This is a genomic window from Amycolatopsis roodepoortensis (assembly GCF_014873915.1).
In the GTDB taxonomy this organism is placed as follows: Bacteria; Actinomycetota; Actinomycetes; order Mycobacteriales; family Pseudonocardiaceae; genus Amycolatopsis; species Amycolatopsis roodepoortensis.
The window spans coordinates 1,657,585-1,684,115 of record NZ_JADBEJ010000004.1 but is presented as its reverse complement, the minus strand read 5'-3'; the positions used below and the strand labels follow the sequence as shown (position 1 = coordinate 1,684,115).

Sequence of the window (26,531 nt, the reverse complement as noted above, 5' to 3'; positions counted from 1 at the left end):
GCCCGGCAGAGGCGAGGAGCCCTTCACGCGCGTTCCCCCTGACCCCCGTCAGACGCGCTTCCGGTAAGCCCAAGTGGCGAGCGGGAAGAAGACCGCGATCGCGGCCGCCATCCAGATCAGCGAACCGGTCAGCGGGCCGGCGATCGGCCCGCCGTTCATCAGCCCGCGCAGGACGTCGGACATCTGCGTCACCGGGCTGATGTCGGCCCACGCCTTCAGCCAGCCGGGCATGGTGCCGGTCGGGACGAAGACGTTGCTGCCGAAGGTCAGCGGCATCAGCACCACGAACATCAGGCCCTGCACCGCGCCGGGGCTCTTCACCAGCATCCCGACGAACACCGATGCCCAGCAGAACGACAGCGCGAACGCGATGACGAGCGCGATCGCCAGCGCGAACTCGGCCGGCCCGGTCTGGACGCGGTAGCCCATGATCGTCGCGACGACCATCAGCACGACCAGGCACACCAGATACCGCACGATGTCGGCGAGCACGGCGCCGATCAGCGGCGCGGACCTGGCGATCGGCATCGCGCGGAACCGGTCGAACACGCCCTTGGTGACGTCGGTGTTCAGCTGGACGCCGACGGTCATGCTGGCCTGCAGGATGTTGAACACCATGATGCCGGGCACGATCATCTGGAGATAGCCCTCGGTGCTGCCCATGATCGCGCCACCGAACAGGTAGACGAACATGACCAGGAAGATGATCGGCGCGATGGTGACGTCGGCCAGCTGCTCCGGGTTCTTGCGGATCTTCAGGATGCCGCGCCAGGCGAGGGAAAGCCCGTGCCGAACGCCGCTCGACGGTGAGACGCGCCGTGGCGCCGCGATAGTCGTCATACCAGGCTCCCTTCCGGAGTCGTGTCCTTTGTGGACTCGTCGGTCTTCTTGCCGGTCAGCGCGAGGAACACCTCGTCGAGGCTGGGCAGCCGCAGCGCCAGCTCGTCCGCGGTGATCCCGGCCTCGTCCAGCTTGCGGACCAAAGTGGACAGCAGGACCGGGTCGGCGACGGGCGCGGTGAGCAGTCCGGTGTCGTCGTCCCGGTTCGGCCGGACCCCGGTGAGCCCGGCCAGGATGCGCTCGACGGCGTCGAGGTCGGCGAGCGCGGACGGCCGCACCTGCAGCGTTTGGCCGCCGGTCCGCCGCTTGAGCTCGTCGGCGCGCCCGTTGGCCACGACGTGCCCGTGGTCGAACACGGTGATCGTGTCGGCCAGCTGGTCGGCCTCCTCCAGGTACTGCGTGGTGAGCAGCACCGTCGTACCGTCCGCGACCAGCGTCCGGACCACGGCCCAGACCTCGTTGCGGGCGTGCGGGTCGAGCCCCGTGGTCGGCTCGTCCAGGTACAGCACCTTGGGACGGCCGACCAGGCTCGCGGCGAGGTCGAGCCGCCGCCGCATCCCGCCCGAGTAGGTCTTGATCGCGCGGCCGGCGGCGTCGGTGAGCTCGAACCGCTCCAGCAGGTCGGCCGCGCGCTTCTTCGCGTCCGACCTTGAGAACTCCAGCAGCCTGCCGATCAGGACGAGGTTCTCCGTACCGGAAAGGTCCTCGTCGACCGACGCGTACTGCCCGGTCAGCCCGATCATGCTCCGGACCGCCATCGGGTTCTTGACGACGTCGTAGCCGAAGACGCTCGCGTGGCCGCGGTCCGGCCGGATCAAGGTGGCCAGGATCCGGACGGCGGTCGTCTTCCCCGCGCCGTTCGGCCCCAGCACCCCGACCACCTTGCCCGCCGGGACCTCCAGATCGACCCCGTCGAGCGCCTTCGTCTCCCCATAGTGTTTGACCAGGCCCTCGGCCCTGATCGCGTGAGTCATCGTTCCTCCTGTGGATCTCGCCCCGCCGATCAAGATGCGCCTCCGGCCTGGCAGACCGCGCACAGCGCGCTGGCAGCGGCTGACAAGGCCTGACAAGTGCCGATAAGCGCTGGTAGACGCGGTGTGAGGAGGTTGTGAAGGTGTTGTGGAGACGATCACCGAGACGCTCTTGATCGGCATACTCGACGGCATGGTGATCGAAGAACGCGTGGTGCCCCGAGGCGCCGGGCGGAAGCTGGTCAGCGGGCTGCTCATCGGGGCGGTCGTGCCGTTCGCGGTGCTGACGGCGTTACGGCTGGTGGGTTACGACGGCAACACGTACACGATCGCGGCGCTCGCGCTCACGCCGTACGCGGGGATCGCGACGCTGGTGCTCGCCGTCCTCGCGCTGGGGCTCCGCCGCTGGTGGATCGGCGTGGTCGCGCTGGTGCTGACCTGCACGATCGCGTCCCTGGTGCTGCCACGGGCGTTCGCGAACGAGCAGAAGGCGCTCGACGGGAAGCACGTGCGCGTGCTGGCGTCGAACATGCTCGGCGGGCAGGCGGATCCGGACCGGATCGTCGGCTACGTGAAGGAGCATCGAGTCGACGTCCTGAGCCTGACCGAGATGACACCCGAGGCGATCGCGGGACTCGAACGGGCCGGGTTGTTCCAGGTCCTGCCGTACCACGTGCTGCACCCGGCCGAGTGGGCGTCGGGCTCCGGGCTGGTGTCGAGATATCCGCTCACGCCGCTGAAACTGAGCGGCGCTTCGGACTACAAGCAGCCCAGCGCGAGCGTGGACCTGGGGGACGGCGTCCGGATCGAGGTCGTCGCGGTCCATCCGGCCGCGCCGATGTGGGACCGGCACGCTTGGGTCGACGAGGCCAAGGACCTGCCGTACGCCGACGCCGAGCACGACATCCGGATCCTGGCGGGCGACTTCAACGCGAGCCTCGACCACGCGCTCTTCCGTGAGCTGCTGACCAGGGGTTACGTGGACGCGGCCGATCAGCTGGGGAAGGCACTGGAGGGGACCTGGACGAACGGGCTGGTGCCGCCGGTGCCGATCGACCACGTGCTCGCGGACAAGCGGACGGCCATCGCGGACTTCAAGGTGCTGGATACGCCGGGCAGCGACCACGACGCCGTCTACGCGGAAATCGTGCTGCCTTAGCCCAGCAGCGCGTCCAGTGCCATGAGCGTTTCGAGGCCGTTGGCCGCCAGGGAAACGCCGCGGCCGTGCCGGACCTGTGGCTCGCGCGGGTTGATCCGGACCAGGGCACCGGTCGCGGCGCTGGCCAGCTCCGAGTATCGCCGCACCGTCGGCACGGCCTGCCCGGCGCCGAGCTCCACCACGACGAGGTCGCGATACTCGCGCCGCCACGCGTTCAGCTCGTCGAGCTGGGCCTGGCTGCGCTGCCCGAGCCAGTCGTAGTCGCCGAACATCAGGATGTTGGGCCGGGCGAGGCCACCACAGCGCGGGCAGGACGGCAGCGGTTCGAGCGCGCGCATGCTGTCTTCGTCGACCGGGACCGAGACGTCGTCCGCGGACCAGATCTCCTTGGTGCACCTGTCGAGGCACTGCAGGTGGTGGATGGATCCGTGCGCCTCGGCGACCCTCGGGTAGCCCGCCTTCTGGAACTGTCCGTCCACATTGGACGTGAACGCGCGGGTGCCGCCCGGTTTACGCGCTCCCCAGGACAGCAGAAGCCCGAAGCCGTCGTGCGGGACGGTGGCGCGGTACAGCGCGAGCCGGTGCCCGTAGAAACCCCAGGCCAGCTCGGGGTCTTCGGCGAAATGCCGCGGGTCGGCGAGCTCGACGAAGCTGATGCCGAGCCGCTCGTACGGCGGGTATGCCTTCCAGAATCCTTCGTCGCCCCGGAAATCGGGCAGGCCGGAGTCGACGCCCATCCCGGCGCCGGCGCAGACGAGCAGCGCGCCGGCGCCGTCGATCAGTTCCGCGGCTCGTTCGAGCTCACTCACCCGGCTTCGAAGCCTGGACGACCTCGAATTCCAGCAGGTTCGCACCGGTGGAAACCGGCTTCGCGCGCTCGCCCGCGTGCGCCTCACGCGCCGGGCCGGACGCCCACGCCTGGTACGCCTCTTCGGACTCCCACTTGGTGTAGACGAAGTAGCGCGTCTCGCCGGAGACCGGGCGGAGCAGCTCGAAGCCGAGGAAGCCGGGCTGGTTGTCGACGGCGTGCAACCGCGCGGCGAACCGCTTCTCCAGCTCGGGGCCTGCGCCTTCAGGGACCTCGATCGCGTTGATCTTCACGACAGCCATGCCGCCAGCCTACGACGAAACTCTTTTGCGCCGCGATGTGATGCGTGGGACCTTCCCAAGGGTGGCCGACACCAAGATCCTCATCTCCGGAGCGAGCGTCGCCGGGCCGGCGCTCGCCTTCTGGCTCGCCCGGTACGGCTTCCGGGTGACCGTCGTGGAGCGCGCGCCTTCGCTGCGCCCCGGCGGCCAGGCCGTCGACCTGCGCGGAACGGCCAAGGAGGTCGCGCGCCGGATGGGCCTGGACGAACGTATCCGCGCCGCCTGCACCGACACGAAGGGCGAGACGCTCGTCGACCGCAAGAACCGCACGAAGGCCACGATCCGCGCCGACGACTTCGACGGTGACGGCGTCGTCGCCGAGATCGAGATCCTGCGCGGTGACCTGACCGAAGTGCTCTACGAAGCGACCAAAGAGACGGCGGAGTACGTCTTCGGCGACCGGATCACCGCGCTGGACGAGCGGGCCGACGGTGTCGACGTCACCTTCGCCGGCGGTGCGAAGCGGACGTACGACATGGTCATCGGGGCGGACGGGCTGCACTCGGGAGTGCGGGCGCTGGCCTTCGGCGAGGAGTCCCGGTTCGTCCGGCATCTGGGCTCGTACCTGGCCTTCTTCACCGTGCCGAACCGGCTGGGCCTGCGAAACTGGGCCGTCGGCTACGACGACGTCGGGCGGTCCGCCGGGATCCGTGCCGTCCGCGACGGCGACGAGGCGATGGCCTACTTCGGGTTCGCTGCGGAGAAGGTGGACTACGACTATCGCGACGTCGAGGCGCAGAAGGCGCTGGTGCGCGAGTTCGCGGCCGGGATGGAGTGGGAGGCGCCCTGGCTGCTGGACCGGATGGACGAGGCCGCCGACTTCTACTTCGATTCGTGCGCGCAGGTGATCATGGAGTCCTGGTCGCGCGGCCGCATCGGGCTGCTGGGTGACGCCGCTTTCTGCCCCTCGCCGCTTTCCGGGCAGGGCACGAGCCTGGCGTTCGTCGGCGCGTACGTCCTCGCCGGGGAGCTCGCCGCCGGCCTCGACACCGGGCTCAAACGGTACGAGGCGGTCATGCGCGAGTTCGTCGAGAAGACGCAGGAGATGGGGCGGGAGAACGCGGCGTCGATCTTCGCGAAGTCGCGTGCCGCGCTGCGGATGCGTTACGTGATGATGCGGGTGATGCGGCTGAAGCCGTTCGCCGCGCTGGCTTCGCGGAAGATGCGGGACGTGGTGAACGGCATCGACCTGCCGGACTACCCCGCCTCCCGCATTTAGAGGACTAAATGCGTGGGGCGGGTGTTCGACCCACCCGGCCGACGCGCGCCCGCGGCCCGGTCAGCTGGGAAGGGTTGCGAAAGCCACTTTCGCAACCTTGAGCGTTGCGAAAGTGGCTTTCGCAACGCGCTCGCGCCGCGCAGGGGCCGGCCGCATCTAGAGGACTGAATGCGGGGAGTGGTCAGCCTCGCAAAGTGCCCGGCAGCAGTTCGGCGTCCGGCGGGATCGACGTGCCGTGGAACCACGCGTCGAAGAACGGCCGCAGGTCCTGCTCCGAAAGCTTGATCGTGAACGCCTCGAAATCCGCCCAGGAGGCGTTGGCGTTCCGGTACGTCGCCGGCCACTCCTTCAGCAGCCGCGTGAACGCCCCTTCGCCGATCTTCCGCCGCAGCGCGTGGATGGCCAGGATCCCCTTGTCGTAGACGCCGTGGAACTCCTGCCCGGCGCCCATGTCGACCAGTTTCGGTGTCCAGAAATCCTGGCTGCCGCGCATGATCTCGAGGGCGGCGCGGTAGCGGTCGTCCAGGTTCTCGTGGTCCCGCGACTCCTGCCACAGCCATTGCGCGTACGACGCGAGGCATTCGTTGAGGCAGATGTCGGACCACGATTTCAGCGTCACCGAATCGCCGAACCACTGGTGCGCGGTTTCGTGCACCACGGTGATCAGGTCGGCCCATTTCGCGTAGGTCGGCCTGGTCTGGGTCTCCAGCGAGAAATGGATGTCCTCGTCGAGATAGATGCCGCCCGCCGCGTCCACCGGGTACGGCCCGAACTTCGAGCTCAGGAAACCGATGATCTCCGGCAGCCGCCTGCCGGTGTCGCGCCGGTCCTCGGCACCCGGCGCGTACGCGTTGACCACCGGCGTCCCGTCCGGGAGCGACATCCGGTCGACGGTGAACTTGTCGATCGCCACCGTGGTCAGATACGACGCCACGGGCGTGCGCTCCTGCCAGGACGTCGTGGTCCAGCCGTTCGCCGAGGTCTTCTGGATCTCACGCCCGTTCGAGATGACGGTCCAGCCGTCCGGCGTACGCGCGGCGAGGGTGAACATCGCCTTGTCGCGCGGGGTCTCGTTGACGGGATACCAGAACGACGCCGAATGCGGCTCGCCGACGATGAACGCGCCGCCGTCCTTGGACTTCTGCCAGCCGTTCTCGCTGCCGCCCGCCTTGGGCGTCGCCGACGGGTCGCCGCCGTAGAGCACCTTCGTGCGGAATTCGGTCCCATTGCGGATCGGCTCGGCGGGCGTCACCACCAGCTCGAAGTCGCCTTCGCGCGCGAACTTCGCCGGTTTCCCGTCCACTTCGACGGATTGCACGGTCAAGCCACGTAGGTCCAGGTTGTACCGATCGAGGTCCTGGGTCGCTTTCGCGATCACCGTGGTGTCGCCGTCGAGACGCCCTTTCGCGGGGTCGTAGGTGATGCCGACCTGGTACTCGGTCGCGTCGTAGCCGCCGTTCCCGTCCATCGGGTAGTACGGATCGCCCGCGCCCGAAGTGCCCGGAGCCGGGTTCATCGGCGGCGGCGGTGGGGGCGCGGCCGGAACGGGATCGGCGGTGCATCCGATAATCAGGGCGCAGACGGCCCCCATGACCAGACCGGCGGCGGGGACACGGCTGCGCATGGAGGGGAGCTTAGTGGTGATCCAGCGCGACGGGTTGATCACTTTCGGCGGCGACGGGCCGCCGATCGTCCTTCTGCACGGGCTGATGGGCAGGGCGACGACGTGGTGGCGGGTCGCGCGGAGGCTCCAGCCGTACGGGCGTGTCCACGGCCTCGACGCGCGTGGTCACGGACGCGGACCGCGCGGCGGGCCATGGCGCACCGAGCGGTTCGCCGAAGACGTCGCCGCGGTGCTGCGGACCTTCGACGAGCCCGCGGTCCTGATCGGGCATTCGATGGGCGGCCTGCACGCCTGGGTCACCGCGGCCACGCATCCCGGCCTCGTCCGCGCCGTGGTCTGCGAGGACTTCGCGCCGGACCAGCGCGGCCGGACCGTGGACACCTGGCGCGGGTACTTCGAATCGTGGCCGGTCCCGTTCCGTTCACTGGCCCACGTGCGCGAGTTCTTCGGCGACACCGGCGACTACTTCATCGAATGCGTCGAGGAACGCGAAGACGGCTACCACCTGATCGCCTCGCTCCCGGATCTGTACGAGATCGCGGCCGAATGGGGCAGGCGCGACTTCTGGGAGTTCGTCGAACGCGTGAAATGCCCACTGCTCGCGATCGAAGGCGAACGGACCGCCATGCCCCACGGACAGCAGGCCGAGCTGGCCGCACGCGTGCCCGGCGGCCTCGGACGGCACATCGTCGTCCAAGGCGCCGGGCACGTGGTGCACGACGAAGCGCCGGAAACCTACCTCGGCGCCGTCGAAGCGTTTCTCTCCGACGTCATCGGTTGAGCCGTTCCTTCAGCGCCCGGAGATCGGTGCCGGACCCGACGATGAGGGGCCAGACGTCGGACCCGAGGAAGCCGGTCTCGTCGGTCACCGCCGTCGCGCCGCAGGCGTCGCGCTCCAGCCCGTGCCGTGCCGCCACCGCGGCGACCGCGTCCTTTGTGGACTGTCCGAAAAGGCCATCGGCGGGAACGGCGAAACCGCGTGCTCGCAGGAGTTCCTGCGCCATCCGCACCCGCGGCCCGCTGTCGCCGGGTTTGAGCAGCGGCCACTCCGGCAGGTCCACCCTCGGCGACGAGGAGCCAAGCAGCTTCCCGACCTCGGTGCGCAGCTCCGGAAGCCGGTTGTAGAGCACGGTGCCCGGGCATTCGGTGGAGTTGAAGTCGCGGTGCCCCTTGATGAATTCCGGCGAGATCCCGTACTGCGAAGCCATGTACGCGACCAGCTTCACCAGCGAGTCCCAGAGCGCGGGCGTGACGTCCTCCGTGCTGTAGAGGCCTTCGTTCTCGATCCCGATGCAGGTGCTGTTGTTGTTGCCCACGTTCGCGCCCAGCACGTGCCGGGTGCCGCCGCGCAGGATCTCCAGGCTGCGGTGCCGCCCTTCGGTGATGTGCCCGCCGCGGCTGTTCGTGAACTGCTGGCCGGTGTCGATCCAGCCACGGGTGTCCATATGGAAATTCTGGATCGAACGCGACGCCCAGAAGGCGTGTTCGAGGCTGTAGTCGGTGACGTTCCCCGGTTCGACCGTGTGGTGCACGACGATGTACGTCGGCTTGTGGTTCTGCACCTCGATCGTCCCGCTGGGCGGCCGCGCGTTCCACGCGGCCGTTCCGTAAATCTTAGGTTCTGTCACCCCGGACGCCGCGTCGGCGGCGGAAATCGTTGCTGTCCCCAGTAGCCCGACGGCGCTTGCCGTCAGGCCGCCCTTGAGCGCGGTACGTCGGTCGAAGTCGGCCACGGGCGAAACTCCCATCATGCGCGTTGGCCGGAAAACTAACCCGCCATCGCGCCGATGACAACCATTGACCAACTTTTGTCGTAATGCGTTAGTGTTCGCCGGGCAGGGCGAACAGGCCGTCTCGGGTCTGTTCGAGCAGCCCGTCCACCAGCAGGGAGTCGAGGCAACGGTCGCGCTGGCCGGATTCGTGCCAGACGAGGTCGAGCCGCGCCTTCTCCACCGGGCCTTCGCTGCCGCGCAGGACGTCGAGCAGCAGCCCGCGCACCTGACGGTCGGTGCCGGCGAACTTCTGGGCCTGCTTCGCGGGCCCGGCGTACGCGGGGCGTCCGGCGTGCTGCCACGCGCAATCGTCGTAGATCGGGCAGTCCGCGCAACGCGGTGAGCGCGCGGTGCAGACGAGCGCGCCGAGTTCCATCAGCGCGGCCGAAAGTTTCGCGGCGGGCGCGTCTTCCGGTGGCAGCAGCGCCTCGACGTCGGCCATGTCGCGGGTGTTCGAGGGCGGCCCGGCGTCACCCGCGCCGTGCACCGCCCTGGCCACCACGCGCCGGACGTTCGTGTCCACCACCGGCGCCCGCTTGCCGTAGGCGAAGGCCGCGACGGCGCGCGCGGTGTACGCGCCGATACCCGGCAACGCGAGCAGAGTGTCCACATCGGACGGAACGACGTCGCCGTGTTCGGTGGCGATGACGGCGGCCGCGGCGTGCAGCCGCAACGCGCGCCGCGGGTAGCCGAGTTTGCCCCAGGCGCGCACGACCTCGCCCTGCGACGACGCCGCCAGCGCCGACGGCACCGGCCAGCGCGCCATCCATTCGAGCCAGATCGGCTGCACGCGCGCGACCGGGGTCTGCTGCAACATGATCTCGCTGACGAGCACACCCCAGGCGGTGCATTCCGGCTCACGCCAAGGGAGGTCGCGCCCCACCTCGTCGAACCACCCGGTCAGCACATCCGCGTCGACGCCCACCGGGCCAGCTTAAAACCCTTACGCGACCTCGGTCAGGCGGCCCAGCTTCACGTCGTAGACGAAGCCGCGCACGTTGTCGGTGTGCGGGAGGAAGTCGCTGCGCCGGACACGCTGCACCGACCGGCGCACGCTGTCCTCCACCTCCCGGAACGCCTCGACCGACCACGTCGGGCGCAGTCCGCTGGCGGCTTCGAGTTCGTCCTTGAAGTCGTCTTCGGTGACCATGGAAAGGCCGCAGTCGGTGTGCTGCACGATCAGCACCTCGCGCGTGCCGAGTTTCCGCTGGCTGAGCGCGAGCGAGCGGATCATGTCGTCGGTGACGACCCCGCCCGCGTTGCGCAGGATGTGGGATTCGCCCTGGATCAGGCCGAAGATCTCGAACACCCGGATACGGGCGTCCATGCAGGTCAGAATCGCCACCTGGAGTGATGGCCTCGGAGACGAGCGGTCACCAGGAGTGACATCACCCAGCTCCTGGTTGCGCTTGAGCAGTACGTCGATTGAGGTCACACGTTCATTGGAACCGACACGCCGGGGGAGAGCAACGCGAGCGGACGCAGATCACGGCCCGAACCAGCGTTCTTCGGCCGTTCGTGGCGGCGCCGACGTGCGGCCGACCCGCAGTTCCGTGTGCAGGGTGATCACCTTCGGCCCGACCCGGTCGGCCGAGCTGAGCAGCAGCTTGCCCGCCGCCTTGCCCTTTTCGAGCACCGGCTGGTGGACCGTGGTGAGCCCGGAGCGCTCGGCCTCGGTGATGCCGTCGAATCCGGTGACCGTCAGATCCTGCGGCACGCGCAGGCCCCGGCGCTCCGCCTCGGCCAGCGCGCCGAGGGCGAGGATGTCCGAGGTGCAGATCACCGCGGTGACCTGCGGATACGCGTCGAGCAGCTGGCGTGCGGCCGACGCGCCGTCGTCCACCGTGTGGTCGAAGCGCTCGACCACCGGCACCGTCGCCCAGTCGACCCCGGCCGCCGAGAACGCGGCGGCCAGCGCCTCCAGGCGGATGCGCTGGACGTGGAAGTGCGCGGCGCTCTGCCGCTGGATGGAGACGAAGTCGTCGTTGCGCTCGCGGGCCAGCCGCATGCACAGCACACCGATCTGCCGGTGGCCCAGCGAGATGAGGTGTTCGGCCATGGCGGTGACCGCGGCCGCGTCGTCCGGGCCGACCCGGTCGACGCCGTCGACACGTGGCTGGTCGACGATCACCGTCGGCACCGGGCGTTCCAGCACGGCACCGAGATGCGGGTCGTCGTCGGGCACCGAGTAGACGACGAAACCGTCGACGCCGGCGCGGTGCACGGCCGCGACGTCCTCCCTGCCCGGGCTCGCCGGGACCAGGTGCAGGCCGACGCCCGCGTCCTCGCAGGCCAGCGCGAGCCCTTCGAGCACGCCGACGGCGGCGGGGTCGCGGAAGGCGTAGGAGAGGTTCTCGGTGAGCAAAAGACCGACAGCGCCGGCTTTGCGCGTCCGCAGCGAACGGGCCACCGGGTCCGGGCCCGGGTAGCCGAGGCGGCGTGCGGTCTCGAGGACGCGACGGCGCAGCTCAGGGGACAACTGGTCGGGTCGGTTGTAGGCGTTCGAGACGGTGGTCCTCGACACACCGAGCTCTGCGGCCAACGACGCCAGTGTCGCCTGCCTCCTGGTGCGGATAGGACGGCCCATCCGCAAACCGTAACGGTTCAGAACGTTTTGCAGAAGCATCACCCGACGTGTGGCAGGTCTCGATTCAGAGTGACCCTGGGTACAGCTCGGACCAGGACCGGAGGCGTCGTCATCCGGATGGGGTACAGTTGAATCTGACAACGGTTTCCATTACCCGGCATTGGGGACACCTGGCCAGGGCATCCGCAGGAGTGCAGTAAATGAATTCCCGCCGTACCAAGAGTGTTTTCGCGGCCGTCTCGGCCCTGGCCGTCCTCGCGCTCGGCGCGACGGCCTGCGCGTCGAGCGACAAGGCGTCGACGGGCTCCGGTTCGCAGAACGCGTCCGCCGCGAACCCGGGCGGCGGCGAGAAGATCAAAGTCGTCGCCTCGACCGACGTCTGGGGCAGCGTCGTGACCGCCGTCGGCGGCGACAAGGTCGAGGTCACCTCGATCATCCACGACCCCTCGGCCGACCCGCACTCCTACGAGACCACCGCGAGCGACGCCGTCGCCGCGAAGAACGCGAAGCTGACGCTGTCCAACGGCGGCGGCTACGACGACTTCTTCTCCAAGCTGGCCGACCAGGCCACCGGCGCGCAGAAACTGGTCGCCGTCGACATCGCCGCGACCGGCAACGAGAACGAGCACGTCTGGTACAGCCTGCCGGGCGTCGAGAAGGTCGCCGACCAGGTCGCCGCGAAGCTCGGCGAGATCCAGCCCGCCTCGAAGGACGCCTTCACCGCCAACGCGACCGCGTTCAAGGGCAAGACCCAGGAGCTGCTGAAGAAGGTCTCGGGCCTGGGCGCCTCGAACGCGAAGGTCGTCGCCACCGAGCCCGTCGCGCACTACCTGCTCGACAGCGCGAAGGTCACCGACGCGACGCCGCCGGCCTTCGCCGAGGCCGTGGAAGCGGAGCAGGACGTGCCCGCCGCGGCGCTCAACGAGGTCAAGCAGCTGATCTCCGGCAAGCAGGTCAAGGCGGTGGTCAACAACGCGCAGACCACCACCCCGGTCACCCAGCAGGTCGTCGGTGACGCCAAGAACGCCGGTATCGCGGTCGTCGACGTCACCGAAACGCTGCCCGAGGGTGTGACCGACTACATTGCATGGATGACCAAGGAAGTGGACGCGCTGGCCGGAGCACTGAAGTAGTGACCTCCGTACTCGCCGAAGCTCGCCCCGCGGTTCGTGTCCGCGGGGCGAGCCTCGCGTTCGGCACCAGGACCCTCTGGTCCGGGCTCGACCTCGACGTCGAGCCCGGCGAGTTCCTCGCCATCCTCGGGCCGAACGGCTCCGGGAAGAGCAGCCTGCTCAAAGTGCTGCTCGGTCAGCAGGGGCTGCCCCAGGGCACGGTCGAGATCGCGGGGCGGCGCCCCGGCGGGACGAACCGGCGGATCGGCTACATCCCGCAGCAGCGCGCCCTCGACGAGGGCCTGACGATGCGCGGGGTGGATCTGGTCGGCCTCGGCCTGGACGGGCACCGGTGGGGCACCGGGCTCTTCGGGATCTCGAAGCGGCGTCAGCTGGTGTCGCGGGCGATCGAGTCCGTCGGCGCGCAGGCGTACGCGAAGCAGCCGGTCGGCCGGCTTTCCGGTGGCGAGCAGCAGCGGCTGCGCGTCGCGCAATCCCTGGTGGGCGACCCCGAAGTCCTGCTCTGCGACGAGCCGCTGCTCTCCCTCGACCTCGCACACCAGCGCGCGGTCAGCGAACTGATCGACGAGCGCCGGCGCTCCGCCGGGACGGCCGTCCTGTTCGTCACCCACGAGATCAACCCGATCCTGTCCTATGTGGACCGGGTGCTGTATCTGGTGAACGGCCAGTTCCGGGTCGGCAAACCGGACGAGGTGATGAACTCGGAGACCCTGTCCGAGCTGTACGGCACCCGTATCGAGGTGCTGAAGGTCGGCGGGCAGATCCACGTCGCCGGTGCGCAGAGCGCGCTGTGCGAGGACGAACCCCACCACATCGACGAACAGGCCAGCTAGCGCCGTGGACAAGATGTTCGACTTCGCCCTCACCGGCGAACTCCTCGGTCTCGACTTCGTTCAGACGGCGTTGCTCGCGGCCGCCGTCCTCGGCCTGGTCGCCGGGGTGCTCGGCCCGCTGGTGGTCATGCGGCGGATGTCGTTTGCCGTGCACGGCACCGCCGAACTGGCCTTCACCGGCGCGGCCGGCGCGCTGCTGCTGGGCGTCGGCGTCGAACTCGGCGGCCTCGCGGGCGCGGTCATCGCCGCCCTGCTGATCGGGCTCCTCGGCGGCCGCGAGTCCGAACGCGACTCCGTGATCGGCGTGATCCTCGCCTTCGGTCTCGGCATGGGTGTCCTGCTGCTGTCGTTCTACGAAGGCCGCAGCGCCAACAAGTTCGGCATCCTGGTCGGGCAGATCATCACCATCGACTCGACCAACCTGAACCTGCTCGTCGGCGCCTCGGTCTTCGTGCTGGTGGTGCTCGCGGTGATCTACCGGCCGCTGCTGTTCGCCACGGTCGATCCGGCGGTCGCGACCGCGCGCGGCGTGCCGGTGCGGCTGCTGTCGCTGATCTTCGCGGTGCTGGTCGGGATCTCGAGCGCGCTCGGCGTGCAGATCGTCGGCGCGCTGCTGGTGGTCTCGCTGATGGTGACCCCGGCCGCGGCGGCCGCGCGGGTCACGGCGAGCCCGTGGAAGGCGACCGTGCTGTCGATCGTGTTCGCGGAGATCGCCGCGCTCGGCGGGATCATCCTTTCGCTGGCGCCGGGGAAGCCGGTGAGCGCCTTCGTCACGACGATCTCGTTCGTGATCTACCTCGTCTGCCGTCTCATCGCGTGGCTGCGCGGGCGTTCGTCGCGGGTCCGCGTCGAGCCGACGGCGGTGGCGCAGCCCGCCGTCCTCTAGCGGACCTGCGTTTAGCGGGCTAAACGCGATCTGCCGCTCCCCGGGCTCGATGTCTCGATGCGACATCGGAGACGCTCAGCGCCCCTGATGCGACATCGACACGGCACCCCTCGGGACGTGGCCACCCCAATCGCGTTTAGCCCGCTAAACGCAGGTCGGCGCCCACTTGCGTTTAGCGGGCTAAACGCGATCCGGCGTCAGTGGAGCATCAGGAGGACCTGCAGCTCACCGACCACGAAACCGATGACCCCGCCCACCGCGATGAGCTTCCACTCGTCCTGCCGGAACGCGGGTCTCAGCAGCCCCTCGAACTCCAGCGGCGTCAGCCCGAGCATCCGCCGCTCGACGATCTTCGCGACGTCCATCGCCTCCGTCAGGTAGCCCTCGGCGTGGCGGATCGTCGGCGGCAGCCGCTCCAGCGCCTTCCGTGCGGCCGCCTGTTTGATCTCCTGCAGCCGCTGCCCGCCGACGGCCATCGCGACCACCGGTTTCGCGACGCTCGCCTGTTCGTCGACGGCCCGCGCCACGAGGCGCTCGACCAGCGCGTACAGCCGATCCGACCGCGGCCCCCGCAGGACGGCGTCGAGCAGGTTCGGCACGGTGAGGATCTCGTTCGCGATCATCTCGCCGTACTGATGCGCGACCTCGGCCCGCCGCCGCTGGAACTTGCCCTGCAGGATCACCCGGCCGAACCGCACCGGCTCGCGCGGCACGAAGATCAGCTTGATCGCGAGCCAGTCGGTGAACAGCCCGATGCAGCCGCCGAAGATCGGCAACACCCACGGCTCCTTCGTCAGCGCCCAGACGAACGCCTGCACGATGCCGAGCCCGAAGCCGAAATAGATCCCCGTGCGCGCGATGAACGCCATCTCCGGCCGCGACGTCTCGCGGATCAGCCGGACGAGCAGCTTCTTGTCCCTGGTGAGCCGCTGCACGGTCATGTGCTGGAAGTCGAGCACCTCGTCGAGGTTCTCGGTCATCTCCGCCATGAACTCGCGCACCAGCCGCGGCGTCGACGCCTGGACCTGCTTGATCAGCAGCTCCTGCGCCATCGTCGGCATGACCTCCCAAAGCCTGGGATGGTGCTTTTCGAGCACTTCGCGGGCGACGTCGTCCACGGCCCGCAGCAGCGGTTGCTCGATCTCGCGCGTGATGATCGCCGGGTCGATCCGCCGGAAGACCTCCTTGACGTCCAGCAGGTTCGACGTCAGCAGCTCGGTCGCGACGGCGGCCATCCGCCCGCCGTGTTTGGGCACCACGCCCTGCCAGCCGAGGAACGGTTTGATCCCGACGAACTCGAGCGGTTTGAACATCATCTCGATGGCGACGCGTTTGGTGACGTAGCCGATCAGCGCGGCGACGAACGGGATCGCGGCGTACAGCCACCAGTGCCGGGCGAGGTCGTCCAGGACGGCGTCCACTCGACCTCCTCGCTTCGCTCAGGGAAGGGGGAAACGGTATCGGGTGGCCGTCAGTGAAGCAGCAGAAGCACCTGAAGTTCACCGACAAGGCCCCCGATCACCGCGCCGACGGCGATCAGCTTCCACTCGTCCTGCCGGAACGCCGGGCGCAGCAGCTGCTCGAATTCGAGCGGGTTCAGCCGCCGCATTCTGTCCACAATGGTGTTCCGGACGTCGAGCGCGTTGACCGCGTAGCTCTCGGCGTGGCGGATCGTCTCCGGGATCCGTGCCGCCGCCTTCGCCGCCGCCGTCTGCTTCATCTCCTGGAACCGCCTGCTCCCGACGGCCAGCGCGACGAACGGCTTCACGACGCTCGCCTGTGCGTCGATCGTCCGCTGCACCTCGCGGGTGATCATCGTGAACAGCTTGTCCGATTTCGGTCCGCTCAGCACGGCTTCGAGCAGGTTGGGGATGGTGATGATCTCGCGCGCGATCATGTCGCCGTAGTCGGCGGAGACCTGGTCCTTGCGTTTCTGGAAGACGCCTTGCCAGGTGTAGAAGCCGAAGAACCGCTTCGGCTCCCGCGGCAGGAAGATCATCTTCAGGGCGATCCAGTCGGTGAACCAGCCGATGCCGATACCGAACAGCGGCAGCACGATCGGCGACTTCGTCAGCGCCCACACCAGCAGCTGCACACAGCCGAGCGAGAACCCGAACACGATCCCCGACCGCGCGATGAACCGCATCTCCGGCCGCGAGATGTCGCGGATCAGCCGGTTCAGCAAGGCCTTGTCGCGCACCAGGTTCGTCACGACCATGTGCTTGAGGTCGAGTACGTCCTCGATGTTCTCCGCGATCTCGCCCATGATCTTCGTGATCGCGCGCGGCGCCTCGGCCTGCACCCGTTTGAGCAGCAACTGCTGGGCGGTGTTCGGGAGTACTTCCCAGAGCCTGGGCTGGTACTGCTCCATCACCTCGCGGGTGACGTCCTCGACGATCCGCAGGAGCGGCTGCTCGATCTCCTTCGCCACCTGCGCCGGATCGAGCCTGGCGAAGATCTCCTTCGGGTCGACGAGGTTGGTGGTCAGCATTTCGGTGGCGGTCGCGGCCATGCGCTCGGCGTTGGCGGGCAGCACCCCCTGCCACCCGAGGAACGGCTTCACACCGACGAATTCGACCGGTTTGAACATCATCTCGATGGCGACGCGTTTGGTGACGTAGCCGATCAGCGCGGCGATGAACGGCATGCTGACGTACACCGGCCAGTGCTCGCCGAGATCGGCGATGACGGCGTCCACTTTCCAGCCCCTCCCGCGTCGCGCTTGAGGGGCAACCTAGCCGCCTGTCCTCAGTGGAGGAGTAGCAGGACCTGAAGTTCACCCACGAGCCCGCCGATCACCGCGCCGACCGCGATCAGCTTCCATTCGTCCTGCTGGAAGGCGGGACGAAGGATCCCCTCGAACTCGAGCGGGGTCAGCTGCTGCATCTTCGTGACGATGGTGTTGCGGACGTCGAGCGCGTCGGTGGCGTAGCTCTCCACGTGTTTCACCGTTTCGGGGAGATACGCGATGGCCTTCTCCGCCGCGGCCTTCTTCATCTCCTGGTATTGGACCCCGCCGACGGTCAGCGCCACCAAGGGTTTCGCGATGCTCGCCTGCGTGTCGATGGTGCGCTGCACCTCGCGGGTGATCATCGCGAACAGCTTGTCCGACTTGGGCCCGGTGAGCACGGCCTCCATCACGTTCCGCACGGTGAGCACCTCGTCCGCGATCAGCGCGCCGTAGTCCTTGGCGACCGCCTGGCGGCGTTTCTGGAACATGCCCTGCCAGCTGAAGAACAGGAACCGGCGCGGCTCACGCGGGTAGAAGATCATCTTCAGGGCCAGCCAGTCCGTGACGAAGCCGGTGACGAAACCGAAGATCGGCATGATCAGCGGCTGCTTCGTCAGCGCCCACACGACGAACTGGACCAGGCCGATGACGAACCCGAACCAGATACCGGACCGGGCGATGAACCGGAGCTCCGGGGTCGCGACCTCCTTGATCAGGCGGCAGGTCAGCGATTTGTCGCGGACCATCGCGTTGATCAGCATCTCGTTGACGTCGAGGACCTCGTCGATGTTCGTCGACACCTCGCGCATCAGCCTCGCGACGACCTTCGGCGCCTGCGCGCGCACCTGGTCGACCAGCAGGCGCTGCGCCCGGGTCGGCAGCAGTTCCCACAGCCTGGGCTGGTACTGCTCCATGACCTCGCGGGTGACGTCCTCGACGGCCTTGAGGAGCGGCTCCTCGAGTTCCTTGACCACCTCTTCGGGATCGAGCCGGGAAAAGATCTCCTGCGGATCGACGAGGTTCTTGGTCAGGAGGTCGACGGCGGTGGTCGCCATTCGGCGCGAGTTGGCCGGGATGACCCCCTGCCAGCCGAGGAAGGGTTTGATCCCGACGAACTCCAGCGGCCGGAACATCATCTCGATGGCGACGCGTTTCGTGATGTACCCGATCAGCGCGGCGATGAAGGGCATCGTGGCGTAGACGTGCCAATGCTCGCGGATGTCTTCGAGGATCGCCGAGATGTCCAACCGGGCCTCCCCTGCTTACGAGCCGTCAACAAAGCAGGATGCCATGTGATCGCCCTGCCGCACGCCGAGTGCAGCCGTTTGGCGGTACTGCCCCACGGGTCCCCGCTCATTAAGGTGGCCGCCATGGTCGCTCCTGAGAAGACGGCGCCTCAGGCGCCCTCAGCGAAATCGTCCCAGTTCGCGGGCGCTGTCCGCGGTTACGACAAGCGTCAGGTCGACGAGCGTCTCGCCGAGCTGGCGGCCGAAATCAAGCAGGCCTCACGCAGCCGCGACGAGGCCGTGGCGACCGCCGGTGAGCTCACCAAGGCGCTCGGCCACGCCCAGAAGGAACTGGACGAGACCAAGGCCGCCCTCGTGCGGATGAGTTCGAGCCCGTCCGGCGCCGGCGCGATGGCCGAACGCGTCCGCATGATGATGCAGCTCGCCGAGGAGGAGATCGCCGACCTCAAGGCCGCCGCCGAAGCGGACGCCAAGTCGACACGGGCCGAAGCCGACAAGTACGCCCACGAAACCCAGCGTGCGATCGACAAGGCGGCCAAGGACGCGCAGGCGGAGCGGGAGAAGCTGCTCGCGGACGCCAAGGCCGAGATCGAACGGCTGAACTCCGAGGCGGCGCAGAAGCGCAAGGAACTGGACATGGAGAGCGTCCGGACCCGCGCCGCGGCGGACAAGAAGGCCGAGGAGGCATCGGCCGCTCGTCGCGCGGAGGCGGAGAAGGCGTCCGCGGACAAGATCGCGGAAGCCGACCGGGTGTCCGCGGCCAAGCGTGCCGAGGCCGAAAGGATCTCGTCGGAGAAGATCGCCAAGGCGGAGAAGGCTTCGGCGGAGGACATCGCCGCGAAGCAGGAGCAGGTCGCGGAGGCCCTCGCCGACGCGAAGACCCAGCAGGCCGAGGCTCAGCAGGCGAGGAAGCTCGCGCTGGAACTCCGGTCGAAGGTCGCCGACCGGCTTTCCGCCACGGACGTCGCCGTCCAGGAGGCCATCCGGCTGCTGGCTCCCGCTCCTGACGCCGCCGAGGCGCCCAAGCCCGCACCGAAGCCGGCTCCTGACAAGTCCAACGGCCCACGTCCTTCCTGATCTCTCACCGCTGGGCGACGGCGAACAGTTCGTCGTCGATCCAGCCCCTGGTGTGCAGCTCGGTGCAGAACCGCCGGTACGACTCGGCGAGCGCGGCGCTTTCGCGCTCGTCGGGTTCGACCAGCACCCCCTTGCCGAGCCCTGCGGACGCCTCCGCGAGCCCGCCCGGCAGGACTCCCGCCGCGCCGAGCAGCGCGGCACCGTATCCCGTTTCGGCCTGTGGTGACACCCGCAGGCCGAGGCCGGTGACGGTCGCCCGGATCCGAGTCCACAAAGGACTCTTGCTGCCGCCGCCCGCCGCCAGCAGCGGATCGGTGATCGTGACGCCGAGGCGGCGCAGGTGATCCAACGCCAGCCGCTCCAGGAAGGCGACTCCCTCCAGCCGGGCCCGGTGCAGCTCGACCTCGTCGGCTTCGCCGGACACGAAGCCTTCGGCGTCCGCACTGGTGAACGGGAAGCGTTCGCCCTTGCGCCGCAACGGGTACGCGACGATCTTGGCCGGGCCACGAGCGGCCGCCGCCTCGTCGAGTTCGGGAAGGCGCTCCTGCCCGGCGACGGCCTCGCCGCCGGTGTTCGACGCGCCGCCCGGGAGCCACCAGCCGTCCGGATGACGGTGGCTGTACATCGCCCCCGTCGGATCCGGTACCAGCTCTTCGGTGACACCCTTGAGCACATAGGTCGTGCCGAGGATGCCGACGAAGCTCCCGGGGGTGACCGCCCCGGCCGCGAGCTGGCCCGCGCAGCCGTCGGTCATCCCGGCCACGACCCGGCAGCCTGCCGGAAGCCCGGCGACCGGACGCGCCACTTCGCCCAGCACGGTGGCCGGTGAGACCACCGAGGGCAGCAGGCCCTCCGGTACTCCCAAGGCATCGAACACCTCGCCCGGCCATTCGAGGGCGAGCGGGTCGTAGCCGCTCTTCAGCGCATGCGACCAGTCGGCCGCCACCGGCCCGCCGGTGAGTTCGGCGGCGATCAGGTCCGGCGTGTGCCGGATCCCGGTGACGCCGGGGACGTGCCCGGCCAGCCAGGCGATGCGGCCGAGCGCGGCCGTGGCGGACACGCCGAAACCGAGCCGCCGCCAGCGATCCGCGCCGAGTTCGGTGGCCTCGCGGTTGAGCTCCGCGCCACGCCTGTCGTCGTACATCAGCGCGGGCGTGACCGGCTCGCCCGAGGCGCCGACTCCGACGATCGTCCCCGACGTCGCGGCGACGGCCACCGCGGCGACCTCGCCGCCCCTGCCCGGCAGCTCGCCGGTGACCTTCGCCAGCACCGTCTTCACCGCGGGCCACCAGGACCGGGCGTCCTGCTCGCTGCGCCCGCGGCCGTCGCGGACCGGTGCGGGCAGCGGCGCGGCGGCCGAAGCGAGGACGGTGCCGCCGCGTACCGCGAGGGCACGGACCCCCGCGGTGGCGACGTCGATGCCGATCGTGACGGGTTGGTTCACGTGGTGACGACCTTCTCTCCGACTTCTTGCAGACTCTTGTCCTCTTCGATCGCCTTCGCCGTCTCATCGGGCAACTTCAGGTAGCGCACCATGACCGCCGCGACCAGGTACAGCACCGCGAAGACGATCACCACTCCGGCCGCGCCCAGCGGGCCGAGGAACAGGCTGACGATCGCCGGCCCGACGAACGCCGCCGCGCCCGCGCCGAGGTTCAGCAGCGCCATCGCGCCGCCCTTGTTCTCCGGGGCGAGGGAGGGGAGCAGCGCCGAGATCGGGACGAACCCGGCGAGCGTGGCGCCGTACAGCGCGCCGACGAGCAGCGCGAGCCAGTAGTACTCGGCGCCCATGGCGATCGGGACGAAGTACAGCAACAGGATCGAGATCGCGCAGCCGATCGCGCCGAACCAGAAGATCGTGGTGCGCCAGCCGATCCGGTCGCTCAGCACGCCGAAGATCAGGTTGAAGAAGATGTTCGTGCCGTAGATGACCGAGACCAGGAGGAGCCAGCGGCTCTCCCCGAACCCGATGTCCTCGATGAAGATCGTCGGGAAGAACACCAGCATCCCGAACTCGGGCGCGGTGTTGATGACGCGAACGAGCATCCCGACGCCGACGCGGGGCTTCTTCCACGCGATCGACACGCTGGACACCAGGCTCTGCACCGGTTTCACGTCCGGTGGCGCGAGCCGCGTGTAACCCGTTCGCTGCCGGACACCGAAGATCGCCAGCACTCCGCCGAGCCCCAGCAGCGCCACCGACAACCAGAGCGTGCCGTACTGGCCCAGCAACGGGTTCGTGAAGCTCGCGACCAGCGCGCCCAGCGTCGGCAACCCGCCGGTGAACGCGAAGTAGAACCAGCCGACGGCCGCGCCCAGCCTGGCGACCGGCGCCACCGCGGTGATCCAGACCAGGAAACCGAACGCGAACATCGGATAGCCGAAACCGCGGAGACCGTAGAACACCAGCATCAACGGGTAGCTCTCACCGGAGACCGCGACCGCCAGGAACAGCACGTCGAACACCAGCCAGATGGCCAGGCCGATCATCATCACGCGCCGCGGCCCCCACAGATCCGACAGCGCGCCCGACAACCACGACGCCAGCATCACGGCGACGCCGTACACGGTGATCACGTACGAGGCCTTGATCTCGGTGCCCGCGCCGTTGTCCGCCATGAACGGCGCGATGAAGCCCGACTCGACCCCGTCGCCGATCATGAACAGCAGCAGCCCGGCGTAGCCGAGGAACAGCGGGGCGGGCAGGCCCCAGCGGTTCAGGACACGGGCGAACCCGCTCTCGGGTCGCGATAACGACGATGTTACCTGGTTCATGCACGCCTCCATGACGTCGTGTTCAGCGTATCATGGATCGTGTTAACTTAACTTTCAAGATGTTACATCGGTGGATTTTCGTGTTAGCCTCGCGCGCCCGGGTCGCGGGCACCGGTCCAAGTACGTGAAGGCCCCCTTCACTGCGCTAGGCGCAATGAAGGGGGCCTTCACGTACTTCAGGTCCCGCCGAACGCCTCAGAGCTCCGCGATGTCCACTTCCACCTGGCTCCGCATCTCCTCGGCCAGATGCTCCTCCACGCCATCGTCGACGATCAGCACGTCGAAGTCGCTCAGCGGCGCCAGCCGGTGCAGTGCCGCGCGTTCGGTCTTGCTGTGGTCCATCAGCAGCACCTTCGTCCGGGCGCTGGCCAGCATCGCGCGTTTCAGCATCACGATCTCCGGCTCCTGGTGGAAGGTCATCCGCGTGTTCATCGCCGAGGTCGAGACGAAGGTCGCGTCGACGTTGATCCGCTCGATCGCCTCCAGGCTCTGCATGCCGAGGAACGAGTCGTGGGTCGCCGAATAGTCGCCGCCGATGCAGATGAGCCGCAGGTCGGGGACGCCTTTGAGTAGTTCGATGGCGCCGAGGTAGTTCGTCGCGACGGTCAGCGGGGTGACCCGGTGCAGCATCTTCGCCAGCGCGAGCGCGCTCGTGGAGTCGTCGAGCAGGATCGACATCCCCGGTTCGACGCGGGCGAGCGCGTGCGCGGCGATGGCCATCTTCTCCTCCGAATGCACGTTCATCCGGTAGTCGGCGTTGCTTTCGAAGACCGTCGACGGCATGGCCGACACGCCGCCCCGGTACTTCCGGAGCAGGCCGCGCCGCGCCAGTTCGTCGACGTCGCGGTGCACCGTCATGGTGCTGACGCCGGTGAGTTCCACCAATTCGGCGATGCTCGAGGAGCCGGTCTTGAAGACGTATTCGGTGATCAGCTGCTGGCGCGTGTTACGAGAGTGTGCGCTCGCACCGGCCGTCTTCTCATCGCTCATGCCGTTCAGTATCGCGTGTGCGCCGGCTGATTGAGGCGCAGCAGGCCGGTGCGCGTGCCGTCGATCGCGATCTCGGTGACGGCCGCGTTGTCCAGTCGTGGGAACACCGTGCGGTAGGTCTCGAGCGGGATGCCGAGCAGCGCGCACAGGGTCAGCCTGATCAGCGTGTTGTGCGCGACGACCAGCACCGTCTCGCCTGGGACCTCGGCGGCGATCCCGCGCAAAGCCGCGGCTCCGCGGGCGGCGGCTTCCGCTGGAGGCTCCGATCCGGGGAAGGCGCCGGTCACGGGGTCGGCGAGAAACCGCGCGACCGCCTCGGGATCCGACGCCGCCAGCTCGTCCCGGGTGCGCCCTTCCATCAGTCCGAAATGGACTTCACGCAGGTCCTCGACCACTCGCAAGTGCAGGCCCAGTGCCTTGGCCGAAGGCTCCGCCGTGCGGCGGGCCCGGCTCTGCGGCGAGCAGAAGACGGCCGACGGCTCGATCGCGGCGGCGAAGCCGGCGAGTTCGTCCGCCTGGCGCAGCCCTTCCTCGGTCAGCGCGACGTCGCTGCTGCCCGCGTACCGGTTCTCGGCGTGCCATTCGGTCTGGCCGTGCCGTGCCAATAACAACCGTGCGACCACGGGATCCCTCCTCGGGGCTTGTCCAGATCACATCATCGATGTTAACTTAACAGCATCGATGTGAAAGGAGATGCCGGATGGCACTCGCCGCGGTGGTGTTCGACCTGGACGGTGTCCTCGTCGACAGTGAACACCTTTGGGAGGAGAACTGGGTGGCGTACGCCGCCCGGCACCGCACCGAATGGACGGCTGAGGACACCGCGTCCGTGCAGGGGATGAGCGCGCCCGAATGGGCCGCGTACCTCGCGAAGCGGTCCGGCAACCCGGAAAGCGCGGCCGAGGTCGAGCGTGCCGTGGTGGACGGCATGATCGCCGCGATCGAGGCGGGGGAGGCGCCCTTGCTGCCGGGCGCCGGGGAGATGGTCCGCGAGGTGAGCGCGAAGGTGCCGGTCGCGCTGGCGTCGTCGGCCGCCCGCCGGGTGATCGACGCGGTACTCGGCAAGCACGGGCTCACCGGCGAGTTCTCCGCGACCGTGTCCAGTGCCGAGGTCGCCAGGGGCAAGCCGAGCCCGGACGTCTACCTCGAAGCCGCGGCCAGGCTGGGCCGGTCCGGCGAGGAATGCCTCGGCGTCGAAGACTCCAGCAACGGCATCCGCGCCGCCGCGGCGGCCGGGCTCACCGTGATCGCGCTGCCGAACCCGGTGTACCCGCCGAAGCCGGACGCGCTGGAGCTGGCCGCCGAGGTCGCGGAGGACAACGACGACGTGCGGCGCAAACTGCTCGCGTACCTGTCCGGCGAATTCGCGGAAGCGAGCGGGCGATGACGGTCCTGGGTACCGCGGAGACGTTCAAACGCGACTGGCTGGACGGGTTCGTCACCGCCTACGGGCGTTCGGTGCGCAAGGTGCCCGATGCCTACGGCGTGCTGCGCCGGGAGGAATCCGCGCCCAAGGTCGCGGTGGTGATCGGCGGCGGCTGCGGGCACTATCCCGCGTTCGCCGGGCTGGTCGGCCCCGGTCTCGCCGACGGGGCCGTGGTGGGCGACGTGTTCACCAGCCCGAGCGCCGAGCAGGTCTACCGCACCGCGCGGGCCGCGGAGAGCGGCGCCGGCGTGCTCTTCGGTTACGGCAACTACCAGGGCGACGTGCTGCATTTCGGCCTCGCCGCGCGCAGGCTGGCCGCCGAGGGCGTCGAAAGCCGGACGATCCTGGTCACCGACGACATAGCCAGCGGTCCCGCCGACGCGCCGGAAAGGCGCCGCGGTGTCGCCGGAGACTTCCTGGTCTTCAAGATCGCGGGTGCCGCCGCCGAACGCGGTGACGATCTGGCCGCCGTGCACGCGGTGGCGGAGAAGGCGAACGCGAACACCCGGACCTTCGGCGTCGCGTTCGGCGGGTGCACCCTGCCCGGCGCTTCCGCGCCGCTGTTCACCGTCGGCGAGAGCGAGATGGAGCTGGGGCTCGGCATCCACGGCGAGCCCGGCGTGCGCACGGTCGGCAGGCTGAGCGCGCGGGAGCTGGCCGATGAACTGGTCGACGGCCTCCTCCCGGAGCTGCCCGCCGGTGACGGCCGGGTGGTGGTCCTGCTGAACGGGCTGGGCCGCACCAAGTACGAGGAGATGTTCGCGACCTACACCCGCGTGCACGAACAGCTCGCCGCGGCGGGGCTCAGCCCGCTGCACACCGAGGTCGGCGAATTCGTCACTTCGCTCGACATGGCCGGTGTCTCGCTGTCGATCCTGGTCCTCGACGACGAACTCGCCGAGCTCTACGCGGCTCCTTGCGACACTCCTGGCTACCGGAGCACCGGCGCCGCGCTGGCACCGGTGGCGCTGGAGTCCACAGTGGACTCGTTGCTGGCCGAGACCGCGCCGGGAGAGGGCATCGTGGACCGGGCGCTGACGGCGGCCCTGCACGACATCGAGGCCAACGAGGCCGAATTAGGCAGGCTCGACGCGGTCGCGGCGGACGGCGACCACGGGCTGGGCATGACCAGGGGGATGCGGGCCGCGGTGGCCGCCGCGCGGCGCGACGAAGACTCGCTGTCCACCGCGCTCCTCGCCGCCGGCACGGCGTTCGCCGACGCGGCGGGCGGTGCGTCCGGCGCGCTGTACGGGGTCCTGCTCGCCGAGACCGGTGCGGGGCTGCGCGGCCGGGCTCCGCGCGAGGTGACCACGGTGGCCCTCGCGGACGCCGTCGACGGCGCCGTGGCGGCGTTCGTCGAACTGGGCAAGGCCGAGCCCGGAGAGAAGACCATGCTCGACGCCATCGAGCCGTTCAGGCTGGCGTTGCGCGAACAGGCCGAGGCGGGCGCCGACGTCCCGCAGGCCTGGCAGAAAGCGGCTCAGGTCGCGGTGAGCGCGGCCGAGGCCACGGCGGACCTGCTGCCCGTCAAGGGGCGGGCGGCGCGGTTGGCGAAGCGGAGCGAAGGGCACCCCGATCCCGGGGCCACTTCGTTCGCGTTGCTCGTCACCGCGGTCGGCCAGGCTCTGGGAAAGGAAGACTGAAATGCGGATCGTGGTGGCGGCGGACAACGCCGGGGTCGCCCTCAAGGATCAGCTGCGTGATCTGCTCCTCGCCGACGATCGGGTGGACGAGGTCACCGACCTCGGCGTGGCCGACGGCGCCGACGACAAGGCGTATCCGCTGCTCGGCCTCGCGGCGGCGGAGAGGATCGCGCGAGGCGAGGCGGATCGTGGCGTGCTGGTCTGCGGGACCGGGATCGGCATGGCCATCTCGGCGAACAAGGTCCCGGGGGTGCGGGCCACGGTCGCGCACGACTCGTACTCCGCCGAGCGTTCGGTCAAGTCGAACGACTGCCAGGTGATCACCTTCGGCGCCCGCGCGATCGGGCCGGAGCTGGCGAAGAAGATCGTCGCCGAATGGGTCGGCCACCGCTTCGACCCGACCTCGGCCAGCGCGAGCAAGGTCGCGCACATCACCGAATACGAGCAAGCGCACTGAATCGGACGGCGA

The 26,531-nt window shown here is 69.0% G+C and carries 26 protein-coding genes; 10 read left to right on the top strand and 16 right to left on the bottom strand.

All coding sequences use genetic code 11. The features are described 5' to 3' along the window. Positions 1-48: 48 nt before the first annotated feature. Together H4W30_RS18695 and H4W30_RS18690 are read right to left on the bottom strand one after the other, a co-directional pair. Positions 49-840: an ABC transporter permease gene (locus H4W30_RS18695; protein WP_192743942.1), complete on the bottom strand. Its 792-nt coding sequence runs from the start codon at positions 838-840 to the stop codon at positions 49-51. Then, positions 837-1,814, bottom strand: a complete 978-nt coding sequence (locus H4W30_RS18690) for an ATP-binding cassette domain-containing protein (protein ID WP_192743941.1) — start codon at positions 1,812-1,814, stop codon at positions 837-839. The genes H4W30_RS18695 and H4W30_RS18690 overlap by 4 nt, the downstream gene beginning before the upstream one ends. 190 nt (positions 1,815-2,004) lie before the next feature. On the opposite strand from H4W30_RS18690, the gene H4W30_RS18685 reads away from it, so the two are divergent. Continuing rightward, positions 2,005-2,970, top strand: a complete 966-nt coding sequence (locus H4W30_RS18685) for an endonuclease/exonuclease/phosphatase family protein (RefSeq protein WP_192744155.1) — start codon at positions 2,005-2,007, stop codon at positions 2,968-2,970. Here the strand turns inward: H4W30_RS18685 and H4W30_RS18680 are convergent. Further along, the gene (locus tag H4W30_RS18680; RefSeq protein ID WP_192743940.1) at positions 2,967-3,779 is read right to left on the bottom strand and encodes an SIR2 family NAD-dependent protein deacylase; all 813 of its coding nucleotides are present in this window, start codon (positions 3,777-3,779) and stop codon (positions 2,967-2,969) included. The genes H4W30_RS18685 and H4W30_RS18680 overlap by 4 nt on opposite strands. Further along, complete coding sequence (locus H4W30_RS18675) at positions 3,772-4,080, bottom strand: antibiotic biosynthesis monooxygenase family protein (RefSeq protein WP_192743939.1); 309 nt, start codon at positions 4,078-4,080, stop codon at positions 3,772-3,774. Before H4W30_RS18675 ends, H4W30_RS18680 begins: the two co-directional genes overlap by 8 nt. 40 nt (positions 4,081-4,120) lie before the next feature. Here H4W30_RS18675 and H4W30_RS18670 point away from each other — a divergent pair, with 40 nt between their 5' ends. Next, on the top strand, positions 4,121-5,338 hold the full coding sequence (locus tag H4W30_RS18670; RefSeq protein ID WP_192743938.1) for an FAD-dependent monooxygenase: 1,218 nt from the start codon (positions 4,121-4,123) through the stop codon (positions 5,336-5,338). 181 nt (positions 5,339-5,519) lie between these two features. Here H4W30_RS18670 and H4W30_RS18665 read toward each other — a convergent pair whose 3' ends face one another. Then, positions 5,520-6,962 (bottom strand): M1 family metallopeptidase, encoded by a 1,443-nt coding sequence (locus H4W30_RS18665; RefSeq protein WP_192743937.1) that lies wholly within the window; start codon positions 6,960-6,962, stop codon positions 5,520-5,522. Between H4W30_RS18665 and H4W30_RS18660 the strand changes: the two genes are divergently transcribed. After that, positions 6,961-7,743, top strand: coding sequence for an alpha/beta fold hydrolase (locus H4W30_RS18660; protein ID WP_192743936.1), 783 nt, complete (start codon positions 6,961-6,963; stop codon positions 7,741-7,743). The two genes, H4W30_RS18665 and H4W30_RS18660, sit on opposite strands and share 2 nt — an antisense overlap. Here H4W30_RS18660 and H4W30_RS18655 read toward each other — a convergent pair. The 4 genes from H4W30_RS18655 to H4W30_RS18640 form a co-directional block, all read right to left on the bottom strand. Further along, on the bottom strand, positions 7,733-8,695 hold the full coding sequence (locus H4W30_RS18655) for a peptidoglycan recognition protein family protein (RefSeq protein WP_192743935.1): 963 nt from the start codon (positions 8,693-8,695) through the stop codon (positions 7,733-7,735). The genes H4W30_RS18660 and H4W30_RS18655 overlap by 11 nt on opposite strands. An 88-nt stretch (positions 8,696-8,783) precedes the next feature. Then, on the bottom strand, positions 8,784-9,659 hold the full coding sequence (locus H4W30_RS18650) for an HhH-GPD family protein (RefSeq protein ID WP_192743934.1): 876 nt from the start codon (positions 9,657-9,659) through the stop codon (positions 8,784-8,786). 18 nt (positions 9,660-9,677) lie between these two features. Next, positions 9,678-10,169: a beta-class carbonic anhydrase gene (locus H4W30_RS18645; protein WP_034310136.1), complete on the bottom strand. Its 492-nt coding sequence runs from the start codon at positions 10,167-10,169 to the stop codon at positions 9,678-9,680. Between the two features lie 51 nt (positions 10,170-10,220). Continuing rightward, complete coding sequence (locus H4W30_RS18640; RefSeq protein WP_034310329.1) at positions 10,221-11,321, bottom strand: LacI family DNA-binding transcriptional regulator; 1,101 nt, start codon at positions 11,319-11,321, stop codon at positions 10,221-10,223. A gap of 200 nt (positions 11,322-11,521) precedes the next feature. Here H4W30_RS18640 and H4W30_RS18635 point away from each other — a divergent pair, with 200 nt between their 5' ends. The 3 genes from H4W30_RS18635 to H4W30_RS18625 are packed head-to-tail and all read left to right on the top strand — an operon-like array spanning position 11,522 to position 14,173. Then, positions 11,522-12,454: a metal ABC transporter solute-binding protein, Zn/Mn family gene (locus H4W30_RS18635; protein WP_192743933.1), complete on the top strand. Its 933-nt coding sequence runs from the start codon at positions 11,522-11,524 to the stop codon at positions 12,452-12,454. Next, the gene (locus H4W30_RS18630; RefSeq protein WP_192743932.1) at positions 12,454-13,287 is read left to right on the top strand and encodes a metal ABC transporter ATP-binding protein; all 834 of its coding nucleotides are present in this window, start codon (positions 12,454-12,456) and stop codon (positions 13,285-13,287) included. Before H4W30_RS18635 ends, H4W30_RS18630 begins: the two co-directional genes overlap by 1 nt. A gap of 4 nt (positions 13,288-13,291) precedes the next feature. After that, the gene (locus tag H4W30_RS18625) at positions 13,292-14,173 is read left to right on the top strand and encodes a metal ABC transporter permease (protein ID WP_192743931.1); all 882 of its coding nucleotides are present in this window, start codon (positions 13,292-13,294) and stop codon (positions 14,171-14,173) included. 197 nt (positions 14,174-14,370) lie between these two features. On the opposite strand, the gene H4W30_RS18620 is transcribed toward H4W30_RS18625, so the two are convergent. The 3 genes from H4W30_RS18620 to H4W30_RS18610 are packed head-to-tail and all read right to left on the bottom strand — an operon-like array spanning position 14,371 to position 18,151. Further along, positions 14,371-15,594: a DUF445 domain-containing protein gene (locus H4W30_RS18620; protein ID WP_192743930.1), complete on the bottom strand. Its 1,224-nt coding sequence runs from the start codon at positions 15,592-15,594 to the stop codon at positions 14,371-14,373. Positions 15,595-15,644: 50 nt separating this feature from the next. After that, positions 15,645-16,871, bottom strand: a complete 1,227-nt coding sequence (locus tag H4W30_RS18615; RefSeq protein WP_126730196.1) for a DUF445 domain-containing protein — start codon at positions 16,869-16,871, stop codon at positions 15,645-15,647. A 50-nt stretch (positions 16,872-16,921) separates the two neighbouring features. Continuing rightward, on the bottom strand, positions 16,922-18,151 hold the full coding sequence (locus tag H4W30_RS18610) for a DUF445 domain-containing protein (protein WP_192743929.1): 1,230 nt from the start codon (positions 18,149-18,151) through the stop codon (positions 16,922-16,924). Positions 18,152-18,274: 123 nt separating this feature from the next. Between H4W30_RS18610 and H4W30_RS18605 the strand changes: the two genes are divergently transcribed. Beyond that, the gene (locus tag H4W30_RS18605; RefSeq protein ID WP_192743928.1) at positions 18,275-19,228 is read left to right on the top strand and encodes a coiled-coil domain-containing protein; all 954 of its coding nucleotides are present in this window, start codon (positions 18,275-18,277) and stop codon (positions 19,226-19,228) included. A gap of 4 nt (positions 19,229-19,232) precedes the next feature. Here the strand turns inward: H4W30_RS18605 and H4W30_RS18600 are convergent, their stop codons facing one another. The 4 genes from H4W30_RS18600 to H4W30_RS18585 all read right to left on the bottom strand — a co-directional run bounded on the left by H4W30_RS18600 (position 19,233) and on the right by H4W30_RS18585 (position 23,616). Then, entirely contained in the window at positions 19,233-20,672 is a 1,440-nt protein-coding gene (locus tag H4W30_RS18600) for an FGGY-family carbohydrate kinase (protein ID WP_192743927.1), read from the bottom strand. Then, a complete protein-coding gene (locus H4W30_RS18595) occupies positions 20,669-22,003 on the bottom strand; it encodes an MFS transporter (RefSeq protein ID WP_192743926.1) in 1,335 nt (444 codons plus the stop codon). Before H4W30_RS18595 ends, H4W30_RS18600 begins: the two co-directional genes overlap by 4 nt. A 195-nt stretch (positions 22,004-22,198) precedes the next feature. After that, entirely contained in the window at positions 22,199-22,993 is a 795-nt protein-coding gene (locus tag H4W30_RS18590; RefSeq protein WP_192743925.1) for a DeoR/GlpR family DNA-binding transcription regulator, read from the bottom strand. Between the two features lie 5 nt (positions 22,994-22,998). Beyond that, positions 22,999-23,616 (bottom strand): histidine phosphatase family protein, encoded by a 618-nt coding sequence (locus tag H4W30_RS18585; RefSeq protein WP_192743924.1) that lies wholly within the window; start codon positions 23,614-23,616, stop codon positions 22,999-23,001. A gap of 77 nt (positions 23,617-23,693) precedes the next feature. Here H4W30_RS18585 and H4W30_RS18580 point away from each other — a divergent pair, with 77 nt between their 5' ends. Genes H4W30_RS18580 through H4W30_RS18570 form a run of 3 tightly spaced genes read left to right on the top strand, consistent with a single transcriptional unit; the run spans position 23,694 to position 26,519 of the window. Continuing rightward, positions 23,694-24,380: an HAD family hydrolase gene (locus H4W30_RS18580; RefSeq protein ID WP_192743923.1), complete on the top strand. Its 687-nt coding sequence runs from the start codon at positions 23,694-23,696 to the stop codon at positions 24,378-24,380. Further along, the gene (locus H4W30_RS18575; protein WP_192743922.1) at positions 24,377-26,062 is read left to right on the top strand and encodes a dihydroxyacetone kinase family protein; all 1,686 of its coding nucleotides are present in this window, start codon (positions 24,377-24,379) and stop codon (positions 26,060-26,062) included. The genes H4W30_RS18580 and H4W30_RS18575 overlap by 4 nt, the downstream gene beginning before the upstream one ends. A 1-nt stretch (position 26,063) precedes the next feature. After that, positions 26,064-26,519: a ribose-5-phosphate isomerase gene (locus tag H4W30_RS18570; protein WP_192743921.1), complete on the top strand. Its 456-nt coding sequence runs from the start codon at positions 26,064-26,066 to the stop codon at positions 26,517-26,519. Positions 26,520-26,531: the final 12 nt, after the last annotated feature.

Coding starts and splice junctions, on each gene's coding strand:
- H4W30_RS18685 (WP_192744155.1), top strand. CDS start 2,005: ATGGTGATCGAAGAACGCGTGGTGCCCCGAGGCGCCGGGCGGAAGCTG.
- H4W30_RS18665 (WP_192743937.1), bottom strand. CDS start 6,962: ATGCGCAGCCGTGTCCCCGCCGCCGGTCTGGTCATGGGGGCCGTCTGC.
- H4W30_RS18595 (WP_192743926.1), bottom strand. CDS start 22,003: ATGAACCAGGTAACATCGTCGTTATCGCGACCCGAGAGCGGGTTCGCC.
- H4W30_RS18635 (WP_192743933.1), top strand. CDS start 11,522: ATGAATTCCCGCCGTACCAAGAGTGTTTTCGCGGCCGTCTCGGCCCTG.
- H4W30_RS18590 (WP_192743925.1), bottom strand. CDS start 22,993: ATGAGCGATGAGAAGACGGCCGGTGCGAGCGCACACTCTCGTAACACG.
- H4W30_RS18695 (WP_192743942.1), bottom strand. CDS start 840: ATGACGACTATCGCGGCGCCACGGCGCGTCTCACCGTCGAGCGGCGTT.
- H4W30_RS18570 (WP_192743921.1), top strand. CDS start 26,064: ATGCGGATCGTGGTGGCGGCGGACAACGCCGGGGTCGCCCTCAAGGAT.
- H4W30_RS18575 (WP_192743922.1), top strand. CDS start 24,377: ATGACGGTCCTGGGTACCGCGGAGACGTTCAAACGCGACTGGCTGGAC.
- H4W30_RS18670 (WP_192743938.1), top strand. CDS start 4,121: ATGCGTGGGACCTTCCCAAGGGTGGCCGACACCAAGATCCTCATCTCC.
- H4W30_RS18675 (WP_192743939.1), bottom strand. CDS start 4,080: ATGGCTGTCGTGAAGATCAACGCGATCGAGGTCCCTGAAGGCGCAGGC.
- H4W30_RS18605 (WP_192743928.1), top strand. CDS start 18,275: ATGGTCGCTCCTGAGAAGACGGCGCCTCAGGCGCCCTCAGCGAAATCG.
- H4W30_RS18690 (WP_192743941.1), bottom strand. CDS start 1,814: ATGACTCACGCGATCAGGGCCGAGGGCCTGGTCAAACACTATGGGGAG.
- H4W30_RS18640 (WP_034310329.1), bottom strand. CDS start 11,321: ATGGGCCGTCCTATCCGCACCAGGAGGCAGGCGACACTGGCGTCGTTG.
- H4W30_RS18580 (WP_192743923.1), top strand. CDS start 23,694: ATGGCACTCGCCGCGGTGGTGTTCGACCTGGACGGTGTCCTCGTCGAC.
- H4W30_RS18660 (WP_192743936.1), top strand. CDS start 6,961: ATGGAGGGGAGCTTAGTGGTGATCCAGCGCGACGGGTTGATCACTTTC.